The 1228-nt window shown below is 19.2% G+C and carries 2 protein-coding genes; both read left to right on the top strand.

Annotated elements, in window-relative coordinates; translation table 4 throughout:
• Positions 1-372 precede the first annotated feature (372 nt).
• Positions 373-612, top strand: coding sequence for a hypothetical protein (locus tag D9R21_RS06615; RefSeq protein ID WP_126821556.1), 240 nt, complete (start codon positions 373-375; stop codon positions 610-612).
• Positions 605-1228 (top strand): UPF0236 family transposase-like protein (locus D9R21_RS06620; protein WP_196234382.1); only part of this gene is annotated, 624 nt, incomplete at its 3' end. The genes D9R21_RS06615 and D9R21_RS06620, both read left to right, overlap by 8 nt.

The raw sequence follows: 1228 nt of genomic DNA on the forward strand, positions 1-1228 counted from the left end.
AGTTTTCATTCTTTATTAAAAAAAGCAACAATTCATAACAATATTTACTTATCGCATGACGAATATATTAATGATGTTAAAAAATGAAATAAATGATATTCAAGCCGCAAAGAAAAGGATATAATAAATAAAAGTTTATAAACCTTTTTTACTAATACTTACTTTTTGGGGTGCACTCTACACAAGTTCTTTTTTTATTATCTATATTTTACATCAAAATTAAAAAAAGTAAATTACTTTACTTTTTTCAGTTAAATTAATTTGCTAATAATTAACATTTAAATTATAACACAATAAATAAAAAATAATATCTTTTTTGCATTTTTATTATTTTTGTGTTAATGTTCGAAACTAAGGAAAGGGGGTAAAAAAATGATAAATATTGATAATAATTTTTTTAAGAATTTTATTAATTTGTTATATATACAGAGTATTGAAATTATTCAACAAAATTTAGAAAATTCTGATGAATGAATTTTTACAAATTATAAAATTGATGAAATTTTAAAAGAATTTAAAGATTATAAAGTAAAAGATAAAATTGAAAGAACATTAATAATTTTAAATGGGAAAATAACTTTTAAAAGAAGAATATATTTTTCATTTGGATAAACTTTTAGGCATTGAAAAATGACAAAGAATAGATAATTGTGTGGTAAAAAAAATATTATCATTTATTGGTAATAAAAAAACATATCAAGATATTTTAGATACTATGGAACATGTAAAAATTTGTACAAAAACAATTTCAAATATTATGAAAAATGCAAAAATTGATAAAGAATATTATCTTAATAAAACTGATAAAAAAATAAAGATACCTCATACTTTATATATTCAAATTGATGGAACTTATTTAAAAATGTGAAATGAAAAGAAAACAGGAAAAAAGAAAATAAAAAAACATAGTATATTTTCAACTGTTTATACTGGTTTTGATGAAACAAAATCAACTGAAAAAAGACCCGTAATTGCAAATAAATTAGGTGTTATAGAACTTGATAATATTCCAGAATATATTAAAAAAAATAGTAAATTAACTAATTTTGTTAATAAATTACTTACATTAATTACCAGTTATTATGATATTAATGACAATATTGAATTTATGGTATTAGGAGATGGTGCACCTTGAATTAAAAATATGGCAAAATTTATTCAAGAATATTTTCCTAAAAATAAAGTACATTACACGATAGATAAATTTCATCTTACAAGTAGATTTAAA

Source organism: Spiroplasma endosymbiont of Megaselia nigra (genome assembly GCF_003987485.1).
Lineage (GTDB): Bacteria > Bacillota_I > Bacilli_A > Mycoplasmatales > Mycoplasmataceae > Spiroplasma.